Annotated in this window: 20 protein-coding genes; 18 read left to right on the top strand and 2 right to left on the bottom strand. The window is 56.0% G+C overall.

The genetic code is table 11. The annotated features are described in order from the left end of the window. Window positions 1–142: 142 nt before the first annotated feature. The 9 genes from CKW25_RS02060 (at window position 143) to CKW25_RS02020 (ending at window position 8,151) form a co-directional block, all read left to right on the top strand. The gene (locus CKW25_RS02060) at window positions 143–1,306 is read left to right on the top strand and encodes a phage tail sheath family protein (protein WP_095077347.1); all 1,164 of its coding nucleotides are present in this window, start codon (window positions 143–145) and stop codon (window positions 1,304–1,306) included. Window positions 1,307–1,317: 11 nt separating this feature from the next. Next, window positions 1,318–1,677 carry a phage tail sheath C-terminal domain-containing protein gene (locus CKW25_RS02055; protein ID WP_371854543.1) on the top strand — a complete coding sequence of 120 codons (360 nt, stop codon included), beginning with the start codon at window positions 1,318–1,320 and terminating at the stop codon, window positions 1,675–1,677. Between the two features lie 12 nt (window positions 1,678–1,689). Further along, complete coding sequence (locus CKW25_RS02050; protein WP_095077346.1) at window positions 1,690–2,193, top strand: phage major tail tube protein; 504 nt, start codon at window positions 1,690–1,692, stop codon at window positions 2,191–2,193. An 11-nt stretch (window positions 2,194–2,204) separates the two neighbouring features. Then, the gene (locus tag CKW25_RS02045) at window positions 2,205–2,513 is read left to right on the top strand and encodes a phage tail assembly protein (RefSeq protein WP_095077345.1); all 309 of its coding nucleotides are present in this window, start codon (window positions 2,205–2,207) and stop codon (window positions 2,511–2,513) included. A gap of 142 nt (window positions 2,514–2,655) precedes the next feature. Next, window positions 2,656–5,019, top strand: a complete 2,364-nt coding sequence (locus CKW25_RS02040) for a phage tail tape measure protein (protein WP_095077344.1) — start codon at window positions 2,656–2,658, stop codon at window positions 5,017–5,019. Between the two features lie 9 nt (window positions 5,020–5,028). Next, window positions 5,029–5,886 carry a phage tail protein gene (locus CKW25_RS02035; protein WP_095077343.1) on the top strand — a complete coding sequence of 286 codons (858 nt, stop codon included), beginning with the start codon at window positions 5,029–5,031 and terminating at the stop codon, window positions 5,884–5,886. Beyond that, complete coding sequence (locus CKW25_RS02030) at window positions 5,861–6,067, top strand: tail protein X (RefSeq protein ID WP_095077342.1); 207 nt, start codon at window positions 5,861–5,863, stop codon at window positions 6,065–6,067. Before CKW25_RS02035 ends, CKW25_RS02030 begins: the two co-directional genes overlap by 26 nt. Before the next feature lie 52 nt (window positions 6,068–6,119). Beyond that, entirely contained in the window at window positions 6,120–7,154 is a 1,035-nt protein-coding gene (locus CKW25_RS02025) for a phage late control D family protein (protein WP_095077341.1), read from the top strand. 202 nt (window positions 7,155–7,356) lie between these two features. After that, window positions 7,357–8,151, top strand: coding sequence for a DNA adenine methylase (locus tag CKW25_RS02020; protein WP_095077340.1), 795 nt, complete (start codon window positions 7,357–7,359; stop codon window positions 8,149–8,151). Window positions 8,152–8,463: 312 nt separating this feature from the next. Here CKW25_RS02020 and CKW25_RS02015 read toward each other — a convergent pair whose 3' ends face one another. Continuing rightward, window positions 8,464–9,339: a helix-turn-helix domain-containing protein gene (locus tag CKW25_RS02015; RefSeq protein WP_095077339.1), complete on the bottom strand. Its 876-nt coding sequence runs from the start codon at window positions 9,337–9,339 to the stop codon at window positions 8,464–8,466. Window positions 9,340–9,697: 358 nt separating this feature from the next. Between CKW25_RS02015 and CKW25_RS02010 the strand changes: the two genes are divergently transcribed. The 9 genes from CKW25_RS02010 (at window position 9,698) to CKW25_RS01970 (ending at window position 20,270) form a co-directional block, all read left to right on the top strand. Next, the gene (locus CKW25_RS02010; RefSeq protein WP_095077338.1) at window positions 9,698–10,558 is read left to right on the top strand and encodes a hypothetical protein; all 861 of its coding nucleotides are present in this window, start codon (window positions 9,698–9,700) and stop codon (window positions 10,556–10,558) included. A 183-nt stretch (window positions 10,559–10,741) separates the two neighbouring features. Continuing rightward, window positions 10,742–12,010 carry an MFS transporter gene (locus CKW25_RS02005; RefSeq protein WP_095077337.1) on the top strand — a complete coding sequence of 423 codons (1,269 nt, stop codon included), beginning with the start codon at window positions 10,742–10,744 and terminating at the stop codon, window positions 12,008–12,010. Window positions 12,011–12,207: 197 nt separating this feature from the next. Then, complete coding sequence (locus CKW25_RS02000) at window positions 12,208–13,041, top strand: dihydroorotate dehydrogenase electron transfer subunit (RefSeq protein WP_095077336.1); 834 nt, start codon at window positions 12,208–12,210, stop codon at window positions 13,039–13,041. After that, the gene (locus CKW25_RS01995; protein ID WP_095077335.1) at window positions 13,038–13,973 is read left to right on the top strand and encodes a dihydroorotate dehydrogenase; all 936 of its coding nucleotides are present in this window, start codon (window positions 13,038–13,040) and stop codon (window positions 13,971–13,973) included. Before CKW25_RS02000 ends, CKW25_RS01995 begins: the two co-directional genes overlap by 4 nt. After that, on the top strand, window positions 13,970–15,226 hold the full coding sequence (locus tag CKW25_RS01990) for an allantoate amidohydrolase (RefSeq protein ID WP_095077334.1): 1,257 nt from the start codon (window positions 13,970–13,972) through the stop codon (window positions 15,224–15,226). Before CKW25_RS01995 ends, CKW25_RS01990 begins: the two co-directional genes overlap by 4 nt. Then, complete coding sequence (locus CKW25_RS01985) at window positions 15,223–16,569, top strand: dihydroorotase (RefSeq protein WP_095077333.1); 1,347 nt, start codon at window positions 15,223–15,225, stop codon at window positions 16,567–16,569. The genes CKW25_RS01990 and CKW25_RS01985 overlap by 4 nt, the downstream gene beginning before the upstream one ends. A gap of 20 nt (window positions 16,570–16,589) precedes the next feature. Further along, window positions 16,590–16,919 (top strand): hypothetical protein, encoded by a 330-nt coding sequence (locus CKW25_RS01980; protein WP_095077332.1) that lies wholly within the window; start codon window positions 16,590–16,592, stop codon window positions 16,917–16,919. A gap of 863 nt (window positions 16,920–17,782) precedes the next feature. Next, window positions 17,783–18,772 carry a hypothetical protein gene (locus CKW25_RS01975; protein WP_218192187.1) on the top strand — a complete coding sequence of 330 codons (990 nt, stop codon included), beginning with the start codon at window positions 17,783–17,785 and terminating at the stop codon, window positions 18,770–18,772. After that, window positions 18,750–20,270, top strand: coding sequence for a hypothetical protein (locus CKW25_RS01970; protein WP_095077330.1), 1,521 nt, complete (start codon window positions 18,750–18,752; stop codon window positions 20,268–20,270). The genes CKW25_RS01975 and CKW25_RS01970 overlap by 23 nt, the downstream gene beginning before the upstream one ends. 238 nt (window positions 20,271–20,508) lie before the next feature. On the opposite strand, the gene CKW25_RS01965 is transcribed toward CKW25_RS01970, so the two are convergent. Beyond that, a complete protein-coding gene (locus CKW25_RS01965) occupies window positions 20,509–22,740 on the bottom strand; it encodes a P-loop ATPase, Sll1717 family (RefSeq protein ID WP_218192186.1) in 2,232 nt (743 codons plus the stop codon). Window positions 22,741–22,919 lie beyond the last annotated feature (179 nt).

Genomic DNA, 22,919 nt, shown 5'->3' with positions numbered 1-22,919 from the left:
ACATAAAGTCCGGATGTATGGCTGCAATCTCAACCCCGTCTGTGTTGTCACGAATTGAAAGCTCGGCAAACTGGGGGCGTCCATGTATGTGAGAGGACGGCGGATGTAAATCCGCCTCCTACTCGATCTGGAGCATCACTCTATGAGTTTCTTTCACGGCGTCACCGTGACCCTGGTGGAAAGCGGGGCACGGAAAATCACCACCCCGTCTGCGTCGATCATCGGCCTGTGCAACACCTTCACCGTGGGCCCGCCGGCCACTGCCGCAGCCAACGAACTGCTGCTGATCACCCGCGAAAGCGAAGCGGTGGCAGCCTGGGGCCCGGATGCGGCGATCACCCAGGACTGCAAGGCCATTTTCAAGCGCTCTAAGGCGGTGATTGTCGCCGTCGGTGTGCCGCTGCTGGAGGACCCAGCCGAGCAACTGTCCGCAATCATCGGCGGCGTCTGGGCCGACGGTTCCCGGACCGGCATGCAGGCATTGCTCAACGGTAAAAGCCAATTCAACGCCCAGCCGCGGTTGTTGGTGACTCCGGGGTACTCGGCGACGCTGGCGGTGGCCACCGAACTGGTGGCGCTGGCCGACAAACTGCGGGCCATGGCCATTATCGACGGGCCGAACACCACCGACGAAGCCGCCATCGAGTACGCCGGCAACTTCGGCAGCAAACACGCCTACATGGTCGATCCGGGCGTGCAGTTCTGGGACACCAAAACCAGCGCCACGATCAACGCGCCTGCGTCGGCCTGGACCGCCGGCCTGTTTGCCTGGACCGATGCCACTTATGGCTTCTGGGCCTCGCCATCGAACAAGGAGTTCGTCGGCATCACCGGCACCACGCGGCCGATCGAGTTTCTCGACGGCGATCCGTCCTGCCGGGCCAACCTGCTCAACAACGCCAACATCACCACGATCATTCGCGACGACGGTTATCGGCTGTGGGGCAACCGCACGTTGTCCAGCGATCCGAAATGGAAGTTCGTCACCCGCGTGCGCACGCTGGATATCGTCATGGATTCCATCCTCTATGCGCACAAGTGGGCGGTGGACCGCTCGATCACCGCGACCTACGTCAAGGACGTGACTGAAGGCCTGCAGGCGTTTATGCGCGACCTGAAAAATCAGGGTGCGATCGTCAACTTCGAGGTGTATGCCGACGAAGAGCTGAACACCTCCAGCGAACTCAGCGACGGCAAGGTGTACTGGAACATTCGATTCACCGACGTACCGCCGGCCGAAAACCCGAACTTCCGCGTGGAGGTGACCGATCAGTGGATCACTGAAGTGCTCGATACCGCTGCCTAAGGAGGCTGACCATGATTCTGCCCAAAGTGACCCTCAAGACCGACGACTGCACCCAGGCGCGCCTGCTGGAAATCGTCAAGGACGCCATCCTTTACGCACACAAGTGGGCGGTGGACCACTCGATCACTGCCACCTACGTCAAGGATGTGAGCGCAGGTCTGCAGGCCTTCATCCGCGACCTGCAGGACCAGGGCGCCAAGCTCAACTTCGAGGTGTATGCCGACGAAGCGCTGAACACCTCCAGCGAGCTTAGCAAGGGCAAGGTGTACTGGAACATCCGTTTTACCGGCGTACCGCCGGCTGAAAACCCCAACTTCCGCGTGGAGGTGACCGATCAGTGGATCACTGAAGTGCTTGATACCGCCGCCTAAGGAGGCCGCTCAATGATTCCTGAAGTGCTCTACAACACCAACCTGTTTGTCGACGGTATCAGCCTGCAGGGCGATGTGCCGAGCCTGACCCTGCCCAAGTTGACCCTCAAGACCGATGAGTACCGCGCCGGCGGTATGGACGCGGCGGTCGAAATCGACATGGGCACCGAGAAGCTCGAGGCCAGCTTCACCACCAACGGCGTGCGCCGTGAGGTGCTGAAGTTCTTCGGTCAGGCCGACCTGACCGCGTTTAACGCCTCGTTCCGCGGCGCCTTCAAGGGCCAGAAAGGCGCGGTGAAATCGGTGGTCGCCACCCTGCGTGGCAGCCTCAAGGAAGTCGACCCGGGGGAATGGAAACCCGGCGAAAAAGGTGAGTTCAAGTACGCCGTTGCCGTCACCTATTACAAGCTGGAAATCGACGGCAGCGTGATGTTTGAAATCGATCCCCTCAACTCGATCCGCGTCGTCGACGGCACCGATCACCTGGCCGCCGTGCGGTCTGCCCTGGGCATGTAAGGAGCACCACCATGAGCAATACAACCCAAGATCTTCTGCCGAAGTGGCTGCAACTGGGCAGTGGCATTGCCACCGTGATCCTGTCCCGGCCGAGCCAGGCCAACGGCATTCAGGTCGACAAGCTGAGCCTGCGTGAACCGACGGTGCGCGAGATGCGCGCCGCCACCTTGCAGGGCGGTACCAACGAAGAAGAACAGGAGATGGTCTTGTTCTGCAGCCTGGCAAGCATCGGCCGTGGCGATCTGGAGGGGCTGTTGATGCGCGATTACCGTCGTCTGCAGACCGCCTATTTTCGTCTGGGAGCAGACGACGGGGTTTAACCCCAAGCTACAGAAGGCCCTGGCCAAGCGCCTGGCCGTCGAGCTGCACTTCTCGGCGGCCGAGATCCAGGGGCTGTCGTTTTCCGAGATGGTCTGGTGGCTCACGGATTGAGCCGATCCCCGTCGCATACAGGTAACCCCCATGGCGAACAAACTCTCCCTCGGGCTGGTGATTGGCGGCGCCGTCGATTCGTCGCTCGGCGCCGCCTTCAAGAACGTCAGCGGCGAAATGAAAAAGCTCGAGGCGCAGACCACCCGCGCCAAGGGTTTGCAGAAAGTCATCGGCGAGACCATGCGTCTGCGCGATGAATGGAAAAAAGCCCACGACAGCGGGGCGGCCAATGCTGACGCCTTGTTGCGCAAGCTGGAAGCCAATAACAGTAGCCTGCGCAAGCAGGGGATCGAGGTCGGGCGCCTACGTCAGGAGTACTTGGCGCTGGGCAAGGTGGTACGCAGTGCCGAGTTCAAGGCCAAAGGCATGGGCCAGATCGAGGAGGGGCAGGAGAGCCTGCGCAGCGGATTTGGTAAGGCAGTGGCCGGTACCACCCTGGCGGCGGTGCCGACCAAAATCAGTGCGGACTTTCGGGCGATCATTCGCGACATCGCGATCAAGGCCAATATTGCTAACACGTCGAAGGAAGTGGGCTTGGCGAACACCGTGCTCAGAACCTCGAAAGATGCCGGGATGGCTCGCAATGAAGTCGCTGACTTGGTCAACCAATTGAGCGCCGCGGGCATGAAGGTGGACGAGGCGCAGGCGTATTTACCGGACGCAGCAAAATTTGCGGTCGGGCAAGGCGTGAGTGGTGTGGATACGGCGAAAATGATTGGCGCCCTACGGCAGAACGCCCAAATTACCGACCCTGCTGAGATGTTGAAAGCGCTGGAGGCGATTGCCTTTCAGGGGCAGCAGGGCAGCTTTGAAGCCGCCGACATGGCCAAATGGTTTCCGGAGATGCTGGCCGGCATGGCCAACATGGGCGTCACCGGTCAGGACGCGGTGACACAGCTCGGCGCCATGCTGCAGGTGCAGATGAAGTCGGCGGGCAGTGCCGATGAGGCAGCCAATAACCTGAAAAACCTGATGTCCAAGGTCGGCTCAGGTGAGACGGTCAAAGCCTTTGATGACGCCGGGGTGAGGTACAAAGAGTCGATGGAAAAAGCCATCGCCAAGGGCCGGTCCCCTCTGGAAGCGCTGATTGATGTGACGCAGGCATACGTCCAGAACACCCAGCCCAAGAAAGTCGCGGCATTCAATGAGCAGGTCGCCCAGTTCGAGCAGGAAAAAGACCCGGTCAAGCGCGATGGGATGATCAAAGCCTTTGAACAGATGCTGCGTACCGGCGACATCATCGGCGACATGCAAGCCCGGACCGCCCTGATCGCGGCCATGAAGAACAAAGACCTCTACAAGAATCTGAAAAACCTCAAGAGTGACGACGGGGCTTCTGCCACGGGGGTGCTCGACAAGAACTTGGCCGAGCGTCGTGAAACCTCGTCGCAACGCTGGGCTGAAACTGGCCAGGCATTTAACGATTCGCTGCGCGCCATCGGTGATGCCCTGCGCCCAGCGACGGATGCGCTAGCCACCGGGATCGGTACGGCGGCACGGGGCTTGACTGCGTTGTCCGAGGAAACGCCCAAAGTGGTGTTGGGCCTGGCAGGGCTGACCACCGGGGCGTTGGTGCTGGGCAAGGCCTGGGCCGCGCTGACGATTGGCCGGGGCCTGGTGAACATCGCGCGCGGTTCGCTCAACGGCAAATCCGACATCGTGCAGCGGGTGTTCGTGACCAACGCGGATGACGTCGGGGGGGACGGGCTGGATTATGGCAAAGAAGGGAAGGGTGGAAAGGGCAAAGGCCCGGCAGGCAAGGCGTCCATGGGCACCCGGGTCATGAAGGGCACCGGGCCGATGGTGGTGCTGGCCGCCGGGGTTCAAGCAGTGGACACCGCCTTGAACGCGACCACCCGCGATGAAAAGGCCGAGGGCTATGGCAATGCGGCGGGCGGGCTGGCCGGTGGATTGGCGGGCGCAGCGGCCGGTGCAGCCATTGGTTCGGTCATACCGCTGCTGGGCACCGCGGTGGGCGGAGCGATCGGCGCCTGGCTTGGGGCCTGGGGCGGCAGTGACTTGGGCGCGACCGTGGGCAAGGCGTTGTTCGGCGGGGCGGACACGCCTACGGTGTTACCGAAAGCACCGCTCGGCATGTTCCCCATGCCCGCGGGTCAACACGTCGGCGATGTCGTGCGCTCGATGGCCAGCATCCCAGCGGTCCCGGTTACGGCGGCTGCGCTGATGCCGGCCGCCGCAGCAAAGACGCCAGAATGGCCGAAGGTCGACCAGCAATTCACCTTTGCTCCGGCACCAAGCATTACCGTGCAAGGCGATGTGAAAGACCCGGCGCAGTTGGTCCAGGAGTTGATGCCGTACCTGCGCCGTCAGTTTGAAGACTTCGCCCGGGAAGCGCGCGCCCGTCAGTTGTTTGATGCGCCACACGTTGGCTGAGGAAGTGATATGGCGGATGAGAAAACCTACCTGCAACACCTACAGGGCGGGCTGAAGTACATGGTCGATGCCGGCGAGGCCGGACGCACCGACCTGGAATCGATGACCGGGCCAATGAATGGCGCGCTCAATGAAATCGGCGGTGCGGCGGATGCCATCGAAGGCTTGCCCTTTATCAGCGAAGACCTGAGCGACAAGACCCGGCGCCTGCAGAGTGCGATCAACTCGGCGCAGGCCAAGATCGGCAAGGTGGCCAGTCTCTATAACCAGACCCAGCGGGCGCTGGCGCAGTTTGATGAGCACTTTTCAGCCCTGACCGAACAGATTGACCGGTTTGGTGCGGCGTTCAACAAGGTCGCCGGCAAGGCCAATGCTGCGTTGGGCAACATCTTCCCCACGGAATGGTTTGCCGGCGATATGACGCCGATCCCCGAGGCGGTGAAGCCGTTTCCGCACCTGCTGATCATCTACCCGCTCAAGCCCAATGAGCGGCCGTATTACTTCAACCTGGACACCGCAGCATTTGACGAGCTGAGGCGGCAGACGTCGTTTCGTTGGGCCGCACAGGAGCGCCTGACGCGGCGCCCGGCGCAACAGGCCGTGGGCCTAGGCGAGGAGAAGATCACCCTCAAGGGGGCGATCTATCCGAGCTTCAAAGGCGGGCTGAAACAGCTGGATACGCTGCGCAGCATCGGCGCCAAGTTGCTGCCGCTGAACCTGACCACCGGGTATGGCGAAGTGCTGGGCAACTGGTGCCTGACCAATATCGAAGAAGAGCAAAGCGCCTTGCTGCCCGGGGCGATCCCGCGCAAGCAGGGCTTTTCATTGGAGTTTGTCCGCTATGGCGATGACCTGCAGAACGGCTGAGGGAGATCTGCTCGATACCCTCTGCCACCACTATTACGGCCACCTGAATCGCAGCGTCGAGGCGGTGCTGGCTGCCAATCAGGGCCTCGCCGATGAGCCACAACCGTTCCGGGTCGGCGTGTTGATCACGCTGCCGGATCTGCTGGTCGAGACCGACAGCGTGATTTCACTATGGGACTGATCCCGTTACCCAGCCCGCCCAGTGCGGGCTTTTTCTTGTCTGGGATATCGTTATGCAACCGCTTTTCCGTATCGTCGCCGACGGCGCCGACATCAGCGCCCTGATCAACGATCGGCTGGTCTCACTGCAGCTTGCCGACCGGCCCGGGATGGCCTCGGACTCGTTTGAGCTGCGGATCGATGATCGTGATGGGGCAGTGGCGCTGCCCGCGCGTGGTGCGAGTATCGAGATCTACCTGGGTTATGCCGGTGCCGACCTGACCCGTATGGGCCGCTACATGGTGGACGAGGTGGCAGTCTCCGGCCCACCGGACACGCTGGTGATCAGCGGCAAGGCCAGCGACATGCGCGGCAGTGGCAAGAGCACCCGCAGTGGCAGCTGGGAGGACGTCAGCCTGGCGCAGATCGTCGGCGACGTAGCGGCGCGCAATGGCTGGCAGCCGTCGTGTCCGGTCGACACCCGCGTGCCGCGCATGGATCAGTTGAATGAGTCGGACTTCAACTTCATCACCCGCCTGGCCAAGAAGCACGACTGCACCGCCAAGGTGGCCGACGGTAAGCTGCTGGTTCTGCCGCGGCAGGGCGGGCAGAGCGCCAGCGGTCGAGCTTTGGCTGTTATCACCCTGCAGCGCGGCGATGTCACCCGCTGGCAGTTTCGTTTGAGTGACCGCAGCACCCACCAGGGGGTCAGCACCCAGTACCAGGACCCGGCCAGCGGGGAACTGCTGGTCTCGCACCTGGACAATCCCAACGTGCCCGAGGGCCTGCCGCCAGTGCACACCGACCGCCATCTCTATCCGGATCGAACGGCTGCCGACGAGGCGGCGAAGGCGCGTCTGGCCGCATTTAACCGTTCCACCGCCTCGGTACGCCTCGACCTGCCCGGACGGACCGACTTGTTTGCCGAAAGCATGATCGAGGCGCAGGGCTTCAAGCGTGGGCTCGATGGCGAGTACTTGGTGGAGTCGGTGGATCACACCTTCACCCAATCGGGGTGGACGGTGTCGGTTGAGTGCAACGGCGGCAAGGAGGGCAAGGCCACGGCATCAGGAAAGCCGCAGAAGGTCGTGCTCGACGTGGCAGATTGACTGTCCGGGAGGGTGAACCGTCCCAGGTCGAAGAGGTTTCAACCCCGAAGTAAAAGGAGCGACCAGGCCGGATGCGTCAACATCCAGCCTGGCCGCCGTCCCCGCAGATTGTCCCTGCAAGTCCAGCCAAGGCTCCTGCTCTGTGCACAAAGCGGAGCGAGCCTAACACCTGTTTATTTATACAGTAAAGGTCTTGCTATCCATGTCTTCACCCATCATCCCTTGGATGGGCGGCAAACGCCGCCTGGCCGATCGCCTTATTCCGCTGTTCCCACCTCACGAATGCTACGTCGAAGTCTTTGCCGGCGGTGCTGCGCTGTACTTCATGCGGCCCCAGGCAGCGCCCGTGGAAGTGCTCAACGACATCAACGGCGATCTGGTGACGCTCTACCGCGTGGTGCAGAACCACCTCGAGGAGTTCGTGCGCCAGTTCAAGTGGGCGCTCAGTTCACGCCAGGTGTTTGAGTGGCAAAAAATGACCCGCGTCGAAACCCTCACTGACATCCAGCGCGCCGCCCGATTTTTCTATCTGCAGCACCATGCCTTCGCCGGCAAGGTCTCCGGGCAAACCTTCGGTACCGCTACCACCACCCCGTCGATCAACCTGCTGCGGATCGAGGAAAACCTCTCGGCCGCCTGGCAACGCCTGTCCGGTACCTACGTGGAAAACCTGCCCTGGCTGGACTGTGCCGAGCGCTATGACCGGGCGCATACCTTCCACTATATGGATCCGCCGTACTGGCAGACCGCAGGCTATGGGGTGGATTTTCCGTTTGAGAACTATGAGCGCATGGCCGACTTCATGCGTCGCTGTAAGGGCAGGGTGATGGTTAGCATCAATGACCACCCGGACATTCGCCGGGTGTTTGAGGGCTTTCACTTTGAGACGCTGGACATCCGCTACACCACGAGCAACCAGCGGCAGGGCAAGGCCGAGGTCAGTGGCGAATTGGTAATCATGAACTGGGAGCCGGCAGCACTGGGAGGGCTTTTTTGAAATGACTGCTTTCGATTGTGGGCTCAACCGTTCATTACGACCCTATCTGTGCGAAACAGCTGTCCAAACCGAGCGAACCGAATAGTATTGCTGTCAGCCATCGGAAGGTCAGAATAAGTCTTGGCGGGCAATTGTTGACTCAATGGTCAGATATGACAGGTTGAAGTGTAGATTTTTTTTGACTTACGTTTGGTAATAGGTTCCTAGAGACATTCAAAGCACCACGTAACAGGCCACTGTAATTACCCTGTCGAGCCTGTGAATGATGCGAAAACAGCTGCTGGTTGCGGGAAGGTTCGCCTGTAATGCGATTTACAGTTTAGCCAACAGCTTGCTCAGCTCACGTTTCGCCGCTTCGCCCGAATGCGCGCGTTCAAGCAAGCTGCGCGTCATTGACTTGTACATGGCCACCGCCTCGGGGGACGAGGTCACGCTAGCGATGCCGGTGTGGATATTCGGCAGTTCACCGAGGCGATAAGGGCTGACTGCGACGTAGCTGGTATGGGCTTGCTTGAAAATCTGGAAAGTGGCGCTGGGCAGGGTTTCGTCGATCAGGTAGATGTTGAACTGCGAACCCTCGCTGCCAATCTTGTCTATTAGGTTTTCGACTTCACGCCGGGCCAGCAATGCGCGTTCCATTCGCACACTCGGCGGTAAATCGAGACGCCCGACCAGGCCAATGTGCAGGTAGCGTTCGATCTGGCGCAGGCTGATGATCGACTGCACTTCGAACTTCTGCTTGGAAAAGGTCGCCTTCCGTTCGTTGAGAATCTCCAAAATCTTCGTTTGCATCGCTTCCTGGCTGGCGTCGAAATTTTTCGGCCGGGCTTCGTCGAGCATGGTCTTGAACAGCTCGGTGTAGGCGGGGGAGGTCAGTAGGTAGGAGAACGGGTCGAAGTACGACTGGATGCTGATCGAGCGCGCTTCCAGTTGGCGCATGCGTTCGAAGTAACCCAGGGCATTGTCGAAGTATTCGGTGTCGGAGCCCAGCAGGCTGGTCAAGGACACCATGAGCAACTGCGCCAGGCGCTCCAGGGTTTCAAGCTTGACGATTTTCCCCAGCTCTAGGCGATACACCGCAGCCCGGGAGATATCGAGTTTTTCGGCCACCTGATCGGCGTTCAATTGGCGACCGATGCGGTAGGCCCGAAGGCGTTCGCCGATGGCCTGGTAGTCGATTTGGTTCACTACAGCTCCGAAAAATCTGATATGCGTGGGTGAAGAGCGTTGCTCAATTGTGGCTTGCGCCGAGAACTCGTACCGTTGATGCGGTTTAAACGATGAATTTGTTGACCTCGTCGCGACTTCACTGTATCAATATTTAGACAGAAAATATGCTGTCGTCAAAAATACAAAAATGGTGCGGCCATGTCCATTCATATCCCATCCCAAGTCCACGTGCTGGGGCTGTCACCGTGATGATTTGCGGTGATCACCACCTCGCCAATTGATTAAACGCTGTTGAATCCGCTTGCCCTCGCCAAGGGTGCGCGTGGTTTGTTACGCCTGAAAAACCACTGAAACTATAAAAATAAGGAACGCATTCATGGGATACTCACGTGTTGTACCACCGGTCCTGGCGCTTTCACTGGCCGTCCTGGCCCCCTGTGCTCTGGCCGCGCCGGGGTTTAGCGACACCTTGATCGGCTACCGCTACAGCGACCATTACACCGACCCCGGCAAAACTAAGGATGTGGCCAAGGACATTCTGCAAATCACCCACGTCAGTAGCTACAGGTTGGGGCAGAACTTCATCAACCTCGATGTGTTCAAGTCCGACAGCACCGATCCGGCCAAGGGCGGAGGCACCGGTGCCACCGAGTTTTACCTGACGTACCGCAACCAGTTGCAGTACGGCAAGGTGTTCGACAAGCCGCTGGCATTCGGCCCGGTCAAGGACGTAGCCCTGACCGCTGGTTTCGATCTCAACACCAAGAACAACGAGTTCGCCTCCGAAAAACGCCTATTGGTCCTCGGTCCGACGCTCAAGTTCGCTTTACCTGCCGGCTTCCTCGACGCCAGCGTGCTCTACGCTCGGGAAAAGAACCACTGCGGCCTGGACGTGTGCGGCAAACCAGGCAATCACAACGATCTGCTGTTCGATCCGTTCGTCCAGTTCAACCTCACCTGGGGCGTGCCGTTCATGGCAGGACCACTACCACTCAAGTTCCAGGGCTTTTACACCTACAGCAGTGAAAAGGGCGACGACTACCAGAACCGCCCAACGGCCGCCGAGCAGTTGATGCGCACGTCGTTGATGCTGGATGTCGGGCAGTTGGGTTGGGGCGAGAAAAACGTGCTGTGGATCGGTCCGGGCTACGAGTACTGGCGCAACAAGTTCGGCAATGAGAAGGGGCCGGGCACGGATGTCGATGCGTTATCGATCAACCTGGAGTGGCACCTGTAGGCACGCGATCTTATTTTTTCGTCTGTGTCGTATCAAAAATTAGACAAATCGTCTCGTTTGTTCGTAGACTCAGCACTTCGCTTCGGCGAATGAAGGGCGGTGCTGTTACCTTCCAGGGATGAGTCAGGCGGTTGACCCGGATCACGGATCACCCGCATCAACCAGAGATAACAATAAGAGGTAATGATTGTGAAAACTCACAACGACTCAAGCGCCGCCAAGGCGGATGCTTCACCACGCAAGGCGTTGATCGCCAGCGTCACCGGCTATGCCATGGATGGCTTCGATTTGCTGATCCTCGGCTTCATGTTGCCGGCCATCACCCTCGGCCTGGGGCTGACCACCTCCGAGGCCGGTTCACTAGTGACCTGGACCTTGCTCGGCGCCGTAGCCGGCGGCCTGATATTCGGCCAACTCAGCGACCGTTACGGTCGAGTCAAAATGCTCAGCGTATGCATTCTGGTGTTCTCAATCTTCACCGGCCTTTGTGCGCTGGCGCAAGGTTATTGGGATTTGCTGACTTATCGCACCCTGGCTGGGTTTGGCCTGGGCGGCGAGTTCGGCATCGGCATGGCATTGATCGCTGAAACTTGGCCGGCCAACAAGCGTAACCGCGCATCGTCCTACGTCGGCATGGGTTGGCAGGCCGGGGTGCTGGCTGCGGCGCTGTTGACGCCGTTGCTGTTGCCGCATATCGGCTGGCGCGGAATGTTCCTGGTTGGTCTGGTGCCGGCGCTGCTGTCCTTTGTTATTCGCCACACCATGGGTGAGCCAGAGGAGTTCGTCAAAGCCACCGTCAATCAGATCTCCTTTACTCAGCGCTTCGGTCAACTGTTCAAGGATGTACCGACCACCAAGGCCAGTATTGGCGTGATGGTGCTGACCTCGGTGCAGAACTTCGGTTACTACGGAATTATGATCTGGATGCCCAGTTACCTGTCGCGCCAGTTCGGCTTTTCACTGGCCGCATCCGGCACCTGGACCGCCGCCACGGTAGTGGGAATGGCCTTCGGCATCTGGCTGTTTGGGCAACTCGCCGACCGCTTCGGTCGCTGGCGGATCTTTTTGCTGTATCAGGCCAGTGCGGCAGGGATGGTGTTGATTTATGCCAACCTGACAGACCCGATCAGCATGCTGTTTGTGGGTGTGGTGATGGGCATCTTCGTTAACGGCATGATCGGTGGATATGGAGCGTTGATCTCCGATCTTTATCCCGCCCAAGTCCGGGCCACCGCGCAAAACGTACTGTTTAACGTCGGACGCGGCGTCGGAGGGTTCGGTCCACTGGTAGTAGGAGCGATCGCCGTGGCGTATTCATTCTCGGCGGCAATTATGCTGCTGGCCTCAATCTATCTGTTGGCCATGGCCGCCACACTGTTCCTGCTACCGCGCAGTCAGGGCGACAGCGGTGAAGCGGGGTTGGCGAGCCCACTGTCAGCGCAGCAAAAGTAAGCATTTTGATCGAACCGTTAGTGTTTTAAAAATATTGAAAATAATGTATCAAAAATTAGACGGCTTCTATTCAAAGGCGTAGAGTCAACCCAGAAATGAAGTAGAAAACCACGACGCTGCCGGGCTTACGGGCGGCGTCGTTTCTCTTTTGACTCGCCTGTATCAAAAATTAGACAAGAACGTAGAGGGCTTTCAAAATGACCGGGATTTCCAGCTGCTGCCAGGCCATCGCCGTCACTCCACCGAACGATACGCTGGCGGTGGTGCTGTCCAACGAATGGGTCAACGACGAATACAAACGTCTGATCCTGCAAGCCGATGGCGCGGCGTGCCATTCGCAACCAGGGCAATTCTTTAACCTGCTGTGCCCCAGCGAAAGCGAGCACAAACCTTTCTTCCGCCGGCCGATGAGCACCTACAAGGCCGACCCGGTCACTGGCCAGGTCGAGTTTCTGTACAAGGTCACCGGCAAGGGCACCTTCGGCCTAGAAACTCTGAGCGAATGGCAAACCCTGGAAATTCTTGGCCCACTGGGCAAGGGCTTCGATCTCGATCCGAACTGGCAGCACATGACCATCGTTGCCCGGGGCGTGGGCCTTGCGACCCTGGCGCCGTTGGCCGAAGCGGCCCATGCCTTGGGGATCAGGCTGACCGCCGTGCTCAGCGCCCGCAGCGAAAAAAGCCTGCTGTCGCGCGAGCGCTTCGCCTCTCTGGGCGCTGAAGTCATCAGTGTCCTGGATGAAGACGGCAGTAGTTCGCTGGAAAACATTGAAGTGCTGTTGCGCGAGGTGATAGCCCACCAAGGCAGCAATGCGTTGTTCACCTGTGGCTCCAAACGCCTGACTCGCTTGCTCAAACGCTTGTCGAGTGAATTGGGCCTCTCCGGGCAAGTCGCCCTGGAGCAGCAAATGGTCTGCGGCCTGGGCATGTGCCAGTGCTGCGTCGATGTGTTCGAAGTCGATGGCTTGAAAATCGGCAAACGTGTGTGTCTGGAAGGCCCGGTGTTCGACCTGGCGGAGGTTCTGGAATGATTGATCTTAGCGTAAACATCGGCGGCCTACGCCTGAAGAACCCGGTGATGCCGGCATCCGGCACCTTCGCCGAAGAACTCACTCACCTGCTGGATTTCAACAGTCTGGGCGCCCTGGTGACTAAGACCATTACAAGCGAAAAACGTACCGGCAACCCCATGCCACGGGTCTGCGAACTGGCCGACGGCATGATGAATGCCATCGGGATTCCGAGCAAAGGCGCTGACCTGTTCATCGAAAAAGTGGTGCCGTTCTACCGCGACTTCGATTCGCCGCTGATTGTCAGTATCTCGGCGCCGACCGCCCAAGGCTTCGCCGACCTGGCGGCGCGTCTGAGCGGCGTGCCGGGTGTGGCCGGCATCGAGGCGAACATCTCGTGCCCCAACCTCGAAGCCCATGGTGAGTCGTTTGGCATGCACTCCGACACTACGCGGCAAGTGGTCAAGTTGATGCGCGCCAGTACGTCGCTACCGCTGTGGGTCAAGCTGACCCCAAACGCCGGCGAGATCATTGACATCGCGTTGTCCGCTCAGGACGAAGGCGCCGACGCAGTGGTGGTCGGCAACACCTTGCTTGGGCTGTCGATCGACATTGAAAAGGGTAGGGCACGGCTAGGCAATTTCATGGGTGGTATCTCCGGCGCGATGATCAAGCCACTGATGGTGCGATTGACTTATCAGTGCGCCAAGGCCCTGCAGATTCCAGTGATCGGTTGCGGCGGCATTGCCACCGCCGATGACGCGCTGGAGTTCATCTATGCCGGTGCAAGCGCGGTGCAGGTCGGCACTGCCACTTTCATTCATCCCAAGACCATGAACCTGATGGTCAACGAACTGGAAGTGTTTTGTCGGCGCAAGGGCATCAGTCGCTTGAGTTCGCTGATCGGCAGTCTCGACGACTCTCCCGCCGCTGCCTTTGGAGCCTTGCCATGAGCACTCTATGGAAACAGCAAGCACATCGGTTGTTTTGTGAGATCGGTGAGCTGTCCCGTGACCCGGAGATCGGCATCACCCGCGAGAGCTACGGTACTGGTGAAAGCGCCGCGATTGCCTGCCTATCGAAGTTCGCCCGCGACAACGGTTTGCAGGTGCACAGCGACCGCGCTGGCAACGTGATTTTCCAGCGGACCGATGACGATGGGCAGCCAGCAGTCTGGATCGGCTCACATTTGGACTCGGTGCCCCAAGGCGGGAATTATGATGGTTTGGCGGGTGTCGTCGCGGGGCTGTTGTGCTTGTGTCGACTCGATCAGCAAGCAGTTCGGACCCAACGTCCGATTCGCGTGTTGGGCCTGCGCGGTGAAGAGAGCGCGTGGTTCGGCAAGTCTTATATGGGCTCACGAGCGTTGATGGGTGGGCTCACATCTACCGATCTGGCACTGGTCAACCGCTTCAGCAAGAAGACCTTGGGCGAGGCCATGCAGGCGGTCGGCGCTGACCTGGCAGCAATTCGCAGCCAGCAATGGCTGATCGATCGCAAGCAGTTTGCCGGTTACCTGGAAGTGCACATTGAGCAGGCCGAGTCCCTGGAGAAAATGGGCCAAGCCATCGGCATCGTGCCCGGCATTCGCGGTAATCTGCGGCACAACCTGGTGCGCTGCCTTGGCGAGGACGGCCACTCCGGCGCGGTGTCCCGTGAGGACCGCCATGACTCGGTGTTTGCCGTCAGCGAACTGGTCGCGCGCATTGACCGGTTGTGGGGTGAGTGGCTGGATGACGGCCGCGATCTAGTGGTCACGGTCGGCACCCTGGGCACCAATACCGCTCATCATGCCGTCTCGCGCATTCCCGGCGAAGTCAGTTTCAGCCTGGAAATCCGCAGCCTGCATCAACCTACGCTGGAAGCCTTCCATACCCTGATCCAGGCCGAAATCCGGCAGATCGAGGAACACCGTCAGGTGCGGTTCGAATTTGATAAACGCATCGATACGCAGCCGGCGGCCATGCATGAACCCTGGGTCGAAGCCTTTGTGCGCATGACTCGCGAGCATGGCTGGGAGGGCGTCCTGACACCGAGTGGTGCAGGGCATGACGCTGCGGTTTTCGCCAACGCCGGAATCCCCAGTGCCATGCTCTTCATCCGTAACCAACACGGTTCGCACAACCCTTATGAGGCGATGGAACTGGATGATTTCATCGCAGCCACCGAGGTGCTGTACCACACCACACAGGAGCTGACGCTATGACTGACCATTCTGAGTCCTGGCTGATTTGCTATGCCACGCTGGTCAATGAAGGTCAGCGCTTTTACGGCGACCTGCGCATCGAAGACGGCCTGATCGCACAGATCGCGTCCTCCATCGAGCCCCGCGCTGGGGAGCGGGTGATCGATGCCACCGGGATGTGGTTGCTGCCGGGGATGATCGACGATCAGGTGCATTTTCGTGAACCGGGCCTGACCCACAAGGCTGATATCGCCAGCGAATCCCGGGCTTGCGCGGCCGGCGGCATCACCAGTTTCATGGAGATGCCCAACACCCGGCCACCGGCTCTGGATCGCGACTCCCTGGAAGCCAAGTACGCGATCGCAGCCCAGTCGTCGGTGGTCAATTACGCTTTTTACATGGGCGCTAGCAACGACAACCTGGAGGCGATTCGCGCGATCGATCCTTTGAGTACACCGGGGGTCAAGGTGTTCATGGGCGCGTCCACCGGCAACATGCTGGTGGACGATCCTGAAGTATTGAACGGGATCTTTCGCGATTCACCGGTGACGATCATCACCCATTGCGAAGACTCGCCGATGATCGAAGATAACCTACAAAAGGCTCTGCGCAGTTACGGTGAAGGCATACCGGCGTACCTGCACCCGCTGATTCGCTCGCGCGAGGCGTGCATCAAATCGACCCGGCTGGCCATCGCCCTAGCGCGTAAACACAACGCGCGTCTGCATGTGCTGCACATCTCTACTGCCGAAGAACTAGAGCTGTTCGAGCCCGGGCCGTTGGCGAACAAGCGAATCACCGCGGAAACCTGTGTGCATTTCCTGCACTTCAACGATAACGATTACCAGCGTTTGGGGATGTGGCTCAAGTGCAATCCGGCGGTCAAGACCGAACGTGATCGATTGGCTATTGTCCGGGCGTTGGCTGAAGGTCGCATCGACGTGCTGGCCACCGACCATGCGCCACATCTGCTCGAAGAGAAAAACGCCCGTTATCAGAAAGCTCCATCAGGTATGCCGCTGGTGCAGTTCGCCCTGCAAGCGGCGCTGGAGCGGGTGTTCGCCGGTGAGTTGACGCTGGAACGGGTGGTCGAGGCCATCAGTCATGCCCCGGCCAGGTTGTTCGAAGTGAGCGGTCGCGGCTTCTTGCGCGAAGGTTATGCCGCCGACCTGGTACTGGTCGATCCACGCCGACAGCACACCGTGCGGCGCACGGATGTCTTGTCCAAATGCGGTTGGAGTCCGTTCGAGGGCAACACCTTTTCATCGAGCATCGTCAGTACCTTCGTCAACGGGCAACGGGTGTGGGATGGCACGGCAATTCTGTCGGGCCTGCACGGCCAGCGCCTTTCATTCGATCGTTAATCACGTCAAAGGAGTCAGCCATGAATTTTTCCAGCGCCGTCCAGGAGTTTCGCCAGGCCTTGCCCGGCACCGATGCCTTCAAGCGTGTGCGAGTGCAATGCGAGCAGATCATTCGTAGCGTTCCCGAACACGCGGCGATGTGTTTCGTGATCGGCGAGTTCTGTCGCGCGTACGTGTTGTTTTATGAAGACCAGGAAGTGAGTCCGGAATTTGCCCATCAGGTAAAGGCTCAATTGCTCGGGTACATGGACAGCCTTGAAGCAGCGCTCAAGAGTCGGGATGCACGTGTGCTGAGTACGGCCTTAAATGAGGTGGTGGTGGCTTATGCAGGGAGTCGGGGATTAGTTTGAGTTGGTAAGGAATCGGCTTTTTGAGTTGGAAGTCATCGCAATGACGGCCAAGGGCGGAATCCGCGGATGTTTCAGAGCGCCACGAAAAAGCCGGGGCTGATTAGCCGGGCTATTTGTGCGGGATAGCGGCATGTCTGCTTTTAGCTGTGGATTCAACTGGTCGATGCAACACACTAGATTCTGTGTAGGCAGGAGGGGTGGTGTTCGGTCGGCAGGACACCGGAGGAGGGGGGGAATCAGTTCCGCAACTGAAACTACACCCCGCAGCCCGCTTGGGTTATAGGCAGTCAGAGGATATGAAGTTGCGGAACTGAAAGTCCTCTAAGTTGTTGTAATAATTGAAAATATTCATGGATTGCAAATCCACCTACGCCGGTTCGATTCCGACCTCGGCCTCCACTCTTAAAAACCCCGTAGCTCAATGAGTTACGGGGTTTTTTATTGCCTTCAGGAAAGTGAAGTGTTCCGCAATTTTCGGGCAGTGTTCCGCAACTGCTAACGATGGGAGCACCTGTGGTCAGAGTGATGACAGGTTGAATCCACAGCCAATAGCAGACGTTCAAAGCTGTCAAAAAAAACGTGGGGGGATTTACACATCCCGTTACTCAGAGTAGGAACTGGAGACCGCGCCTCAATCTCAATTTCCCTGTGCTCATTCAGACAAGGCTAATTGCCATTGCCAAGGGGCAACCGTATGCTGACAATTCGTGACTAATATCTTGATCCTTTACACCGAGTAATTGCCCAATTGCAGAGGTGTCTAGGACTGGGATCACGCCCGTCCAACAAGATATTTGCGAGTTAGGGAGAGAGCGGTGGGTTTCTTTACAGATGGAGAGACGGCTGACCTGAGGATCACAAATATGATCCTGCACGTAGTCGGTGGAGAAGAATTTACCCCGGAGTCCGTACGCCAAGTCGAGCATGAAGAGTTTTTCATCGCACGAATACTCGATACCGATGCGGATGCAATCTATAGCTTCAGGGAGACGTCAGCTACCAAGGCTCAACTAGAAAAAATTGCTACGGGAGCCGAAAATTTTGAGAGAGGAACTCAGAGTCTCTCCGCTACTTTTTCTCGTTGGCACGTTAATAGCAGCCGCGACGGTGCATTATTTATCTTCGAGTTGTCCGGTGGTGATGAGAGTACGAAACTCTATAGCATGATCAAATATGACTACAGCGAGGCTATAGAGCAGGCCCCTGCGGAAGACGGCGGCCTGCTTCGACGCATTGTTCATGCATTTGTCGCTGATAAGAAAGCTATTCAGAAGTCCTCCTTGGTGAGGGTTGTAAACGGTGTAGCGGAAACCCTAGTGTCCGCCCGAGATAGAATGAAAAAAGCTCCTGAGATCGTTGATTACTTTGCCAACTTTCTCGATGTGGTCCGTAGTATGTCTGATCAAGAGCTTAATACTAAGGTCGTTAGTCTGTTACGCGAAACCTTAACTTCTTGTAAAGCCGACTTGGGAGATACAGTTCCAAGAGCTTTTTCCGTAGCCAAAAATTCCTTAGCTCAACGTCGAGAAATCAATGAAGATGCGATCATTGATGCTGTCCTGTTGGCAGCGGGAAACCCTACCGATGAAAAGGTAATTACAAGATTGCAGAATGCAACACGCCGAAAAATTCGTTCCGCTAGAATTGAAAATTTGGTGTTTCCTTCCGATCAAGCAATCCTAGGGCGGCCTCCAATGCGTAGGATCCGAACCACCGAAGGCGTCACAGTTCTGTACCCAGACGATGCTGGGATGACAGTCACTCGCGAGCCTAAGGCTAAAGGTGGGGAATTGATTACGATTGATACTCAGGCAATCACGGAAGACAAACTTGTCTCTGACAACCCTCGCTGAACAGCTTGATGTACTCGCTGCTCAGGCTAACGCGCATATCAATGAGAGTGATGAGAGCATCACAGTCTCGAATCTGTGTGCGGACGCGACCCTTGAAATTCTCGCTACTTGCTTGGGGCTCGGTTGGGGGTGCTCCGCATTTGATGAGGAGCAAACACCAACTGAGCCAAGTAATATTGTTGAGGATTTCGAGCCTTTCCGCGTAACAATTCGGAAACCAGATCGCCCCGAAGAGACACTAGATATTCTTACCTCAGTTGGCATTTTACACTGGCTGGAGAAAGGACACGACGCAAAACGCTGGCGGATCGCTGGTCTCTCGAAACCGCTGTTTACTCAGGTTCGCATATATACCGGCTGGACGCTCCCCGAAGCAGTTACGGCAGTTACGGTTTCTCCTACGACTAAGTCTCCCAGGGCTCTCGTAAGGGAATCAGGCTCTTTGAAGATCGTCCCAGGAGACATTCGCCCATGGCTCCTTCTAGATCAATCGCAGTTTGATTTAGATCAGCCATTCCATAAAACATGGGGTGTAAAGGCGTTTGATGCAATAGTGCACACTCTCGCGAATGAGATCGATCCAGATAGTCATTCACTAATATTCAAGGGGGCGCCAAAGCTGGTTTTACAACCCCCAAAATCCACTACAACTACTATACAAGAATTTGGTGTAGATGCTTTTCTGCATCTCCAAACAGCCGCTCATTGGGTTTATGAAAATAGCCGCGAAGCGGAAGTCAAACATAGCTTGTTAGCGATGGAAATTGCCCGTTCAGGGCGTGAGAATGGCCCTGCCGCTGATTACTTAAAAGCCAATCTCTCAACAGCGCTGGAAAGTGCAAAGATCGCGTATCAAATGTCGCTGTCAGACTTAGGCAAAGACACTCTTAAGTCGCTAGGCGATCTGCGCAAAGCAATCACCGAAGAAACCGCTAAAGCTACTGACGCAACAAGACAAACGATAACAGCTGTTTCAGGGGCCTTGGCCGTAGGCGTAGGTCTAGTGGCCGCGAGGCTGAGCACTGACATCAATCCTTGGTTAATCAGCATGGTGATGTTGATAGCAACTGGGTACATCGGGATGATCGTCTACTCCGGGTGGAGCTTCATAAGTTTACAGCGCGGACTTCGGAAGGACTGGCAACCAAAACTCTACCGTTTCCTACCACAGGACGAATACAACAAGATGGTAGCAGCACCGGCCGAAAAATCTGAGCAAGTCTTCAAATACTCAGCGATGATTGGAATGGGGGCCGTGATAGTAATGTTTGTTGGTGTATCGATATTCAGCTTTGTTAGTGAACCTAAAGTAAACGGCCCCAAACCCGATCATTCAGAATCAAAAAGAAATGAAAGCAATACTGCCGTCGTCATCCAGCTGAATGAGCAATTGCAGAGACTGAATGTACCGCTCTCTGCCCCCGTCCCGTTTCGCAAGGATTGGATCTCACCGCTCCCGATCTCTGCTGAGTCTAGTGAAGTTCCAGCGAGGCCTTGAATCCCCTCTGAGTCTGTGGACATTGTTCTCTGTCTGCTATAGGTCAAAGCCGCCCCTATTGATCGGCGGCTTTTGGCCGTTTTCTACCTGCCGCGACCGGTTGAATCCACAACCCACAGCTGTCATTCAGATGTGTCTACGATTTTGAGGGCGATTCAGGGTTTTACGTCTCGCCTACAAGATTTGATTTACGTCCATCCATATGGAACTACTAATCGTGCCAGATGCGTTAGCACACTTATCGAGACTTGTGCGTAAGGTATGTTCTGATATAAAGATCAATTAACTTACTAAGCTGTTTGTTGGCCTCATCATGTTTCTGCAAGCTGCGCATCTTTGATAGATGGCGCTCAAGAAACTTATGTGAAATTTTAATTATTATTTTGTTGTGATTGTCATAGATTTCTTTTGCCCATTGAAGCTCGCGATTTTTCTCCAGGTTATCATTAAAGTCTCGATTGATGATAAATGCTAATCTTCCGTAATCTTTATAAAGATAGCCATTTACCTGTCTATAGTCGGAAGAGGTGAGGTCGCGATAATTTTTAACTTCAAAAATAACTTGGCGAGTCTGATAGTCTGTGAGTATTCGGGACCAAACCCCTGAATCAGCAAGGTTTGTAGCAACAATATCTCGCTGCTGAAGACCATTTTTATTAGGATGCAATTCTATATTTGTTAAATTTGTCGCAAAGAGTATTTTTACAGCTTTCAAGGCCCATGCCTCAAAATCTACAGCACCTGCTGCTCCCTCTGGAATTTCACTCAGCTCCTTTAATAGCGAACCTATGCGGTGCTTTCGTTGCTCCTCAGATACCGAGCTTACTTCGATGTCGTATTCATCGTGGATGTCTTCCGCTGCACGACTATCAATATCGAACTCTTGTACGCTCAATGCTAGCCAATAGCACGGATGTATAAGTATTTTTGAGCTTTCCGTAAAATCTTTTTCTGGCTCTTTTCCATCATGACAAAATACATATGAAGAAGACGGAGTGTTGTATAGACCTAGAAAGCCTATGCTATATAGGCGCTGTATGACTTGAATAGGGCCGTCAAGCAGTAGAATATCTTGTAGCTTGACCTTGCTTTCAAGTGAATTAGCTGTTAGCGCGACAGTTATTATTTTTGCCGCCTCTGACACCTGATAATCAGGCTTTTTATTTGAAAACAAAGAAGTGAATATATCCAGCGCCGGAAAAACAGTTTCATATTCTTTCAGCAAATCATTCAGGCGATTTTGGGAAATTGTATTTGCAGTGGCATTTATGTCGTCAATTATGATTTTATCACGGCCTTGTACGAAAGCTCGGAGAAAAGCATCGTTGAGCAAAACAAGTATATCTCTCGGTCGATAAAGCGTAAGTTTTAGTGCGTCACGGAAGCCTGTACTAGATTGAAGGCCATTTGCAGTATAAGCATTCCACAAGCGAGTATTATTTTCGATCTTTGATTCAAAAGCGGATCGGATCCTGTTGCATACTAGATTGAAAAGATTGTATTCATCCCAGTGCAGCCTTAAAACCTGGCCTTCAATGTTTCTGGTAAAGTCTGGATCCATTTTTGAAATTGCACGATGGATGTTATCTCTAACAAATGCAAAGGCGATGACTTTTTCTCTGAAAGTTTGTTTTATGTCGATTACTGATTGAATGAAGCCGTCAACAATGGCAACTCCTAGGTCATCTGGAGTATAGCCTTCGTCCAATCTGTCAGCAAAAATCACGAATTGAAACTTGTTTTTTTCAAGTGAGTCAAGTATCGCATCTTCCAGCTCTTCGAATTCAAATGCGTCCGAAAGTTCTGATATACGACGGGCTGGAGTCTGATCTTTAGTGTGATCCAAAATGCTAAGCAGTTTCTTTCTTATTTTACCACTAATGTTTTGGCGTTTCGTTCCCCAGAGGCTTAAGTGCTTAATAGCCACTTGACAAGTCAAGCTGCCTTGCAGTTTGTAGTGCCCGCTTATTTCAGACAGAATCTCCATGTAAATTGCATAGCGCCATGCTAACTTGCTGCCTGCTTTAATGTGCAGATAGTTGTCGCCAAACAGCGATACAATGTCTCTTAAGCCAATTATTTGCTCTTCTACTGGAGTTATGGTTAAGGCGTGAGTTTTGGGTTTGCTGTGCCAATGCTTCGAAAGCATATATACAAGAGCACTTTTACCCGTTCCCCGGCGCCCGACTACTATGCACCTATCGTGGGACTCTAAGAGAGACTTGTAATCCGAAGTTGGCCAAAAGGACGCTTCGAGCATTTTTGCATCATGCTCAGCACGAATATCGCCCAAAACATTTCCTTTCATAGCGCCATCCTTCTCTGTGATAGCTTTCAAATCTAGCATGGCCCAGAAGCTGGCGTCAGGAATGCTTGGAGTTGGATTGTTAATTGGAAGGTGACATGGGAACCGAACGGCACTTTCTCCCGTTTTTGTTCTGGGCATAAGCTTTGGATCGAGACTAGTCATCCTCGCATCTTGAACCGCCACTGGTTCCAGCGACTGCTTCTGGCCGAGGCTGTGTAAAAACGTTCTCGACCACTAACGGCGATCTGAATCGGGTCAAATAACGCGATCCCACGCAAATTTCAGGTCTTGATTTGACCAGAACTCCCGCAGATTTCACGTAGCAACGCAGACCTAAAAAA

Source organism: Pseudomonas sp. Irchel s3h17 (assembly GCF_900187505.1).
GTDB lineage: Bacteria > Pseudomonadota > Gammaproteobacteria > Pseudomonadales > Pseudomonadaceae > Aquipseudomonas.
This window is presented reverse-complemented; position numbering and strand designations above follow the sequence as displayed.

Bases quoted from the DNA above. Each gene is read 5' to 3' on its own strand.
- CKW25_RS02060 (WP_095077347.1), top strand. From the start codon at position 143: ATGAGTTTCTTTCACGGCGTCACCGTGACCCTGGTGGAAAGCGGGGCA.
- CKW25_RS02055 (WP_371854543.1), top strand. From the start codon at position 1,318: ATGATTCTGCCCAAAGTGACCCTCAAGACCGACGACTGCACCCAGGCG.
- CKW25_RS02050 (WP_095077346.1), top strand. From the start codon at position 1,690: ATGATTCCTGAAGTGCTCTACAACACCAACCTGTTTGTCGACGGTATC.
- CKW25_RS02045 (WP_095077345.1), top strand. From the start codon at position 2,205: ATGAGCAATACAACCCAAGATCTTCTGCCGAAGTGGCTGCAACTGGGC.
- CKW25_RS02040 (WP_095077344.1), top strand. From the start codon at position 2,656: ATGGCGAACAAACTCTCCCTCGGGCTGGTGATTGGCGGCGCCGTCGAT.
- CKW25_RS02035 (WP_095077343.1), top strand. From the start codon at position 5,029: ATGGCGGATGAGAAAACCTACCTGCAACACCTACAGGGCGGGCTGAAG.
- CKW25_RS02030 (WP_095077342.1), top strand. From the start codon at position 5,861: ATGGCGATGACCTGCAGAACGGCTGAGGGAGATCTGCTCGATACCCTC.
- CKW25_RS02025 (WP_095077341.1), top strand. From the start codon at position 6,120: ATGCAACCGCTTTTCCGTATCGTCGCCGACGGCGCCGACATCAGCGCC.
- CKW25_RS02020 (WP_095077340.1), top strand. From the start codon at position 7,357: ATGTCTTCACCCATCATCCCTTGGATGGGCGGCAAACGCCGCCTGGCC.
- CKW25_RS02010 (WP_095077338.1), top strand. From the start codon at position 9,698: ATGGGATACTCACGTGTTGTACCACCGGTCCTGGCGCTTTCACTGGCC.
- CKW25_RS02005 (WP_095077337.1), top strand. From the start codon at position 10,742: ATGATTGTGAAAACTCACAACGACTCAAGCGCCGCCAAGGCGGATGCT.
- CKW25_RS02000 (WP_095077336.1), top strand. From the start codon at position 12,208: ATGACCGGGATTTCCAGCTGCTGCCAGGCCATCGCCGTCACTCCACCG.
- CKW25_RS01995 (WP_095077335.1), top strand. From the start codon at position 13,038: ATGATTGATCTTAGCGTAAACATCGGCGGCCTACGCCTGAAGAACCCG.
- CKW25_RS01990 (WP_095077334.1), top strand. From the start codon at position 13,970: ATGAGCACTCTATGGAAACAGCAAGCACATCGGTTGTTTTGTGAGATC.
- CKW25_RS01985 (WP_095077333.1), top strand. From the start codon at position 15,223: ATGACTGACCATTCTGAGTCCTGGCTGATTTGCTATGCCACGCTGGTC.
- CKW25_RS01980 (WP_095077332.1), top strand. From the start codon at position 16,590: ATGAATTTTTCCAGCGCCGTCCAGGAGTTTCGCCAGGCCTTGCCCGGC.
- CKW25_RS01975 (WP_218192187.1), top strand. From the start codon at position 17,783: ATGATCCTGCACGTAGTCGGTGGAGAAGAATTTACCCCGGAGTCCGTA.
- CKW25_RS01965 (WP_218192186.1), bottom strand. From the start codon at position 22,740: ATGACTAGTCTCGATCCAAAGCTTATGCCCAGAACAAAAACGGGAGAA.